Source organism: Methylophilus sp. UBA6697 (assembly GCF_002454655.1).
Lineage (GTDB): Bacteria > Pseudomonadota > Gammaproteobacteria > Burkholderiales > Methylophilaceae > Methylophilus.
The window spans coordinates 34,597-34,880 of the sequence record NZ_DKJH01000050.1; positions in this window are offsets into that span (position 1 = coordinate 34,597).

Sequence of the window (284 nt, forward strand, 5' to 3'; positions counted from 1 at the left end):
GTGGTTTTACCCACGCCGACATCGCCTTCAAGCAACACATGGCCGCGTGCAAATACGGCAGTGGTGATCAGGCGTACTGGATTTTCCTGACCGACGACGACTTTGTTAACTTCCGACTCTAATGTGAGCGCATGAGTACGCCAATCGTTTAGTTGTTGATCTTGCATGCCTGATTTCCTGATAAGGTTGAATGTATAGATTGCGCTGAATTGTAACTAATTTGTAATTTAAAACCGCTTGATGATGCGAAATTATCCTTGAAAGCCTGACAGGCTGGTCATTAT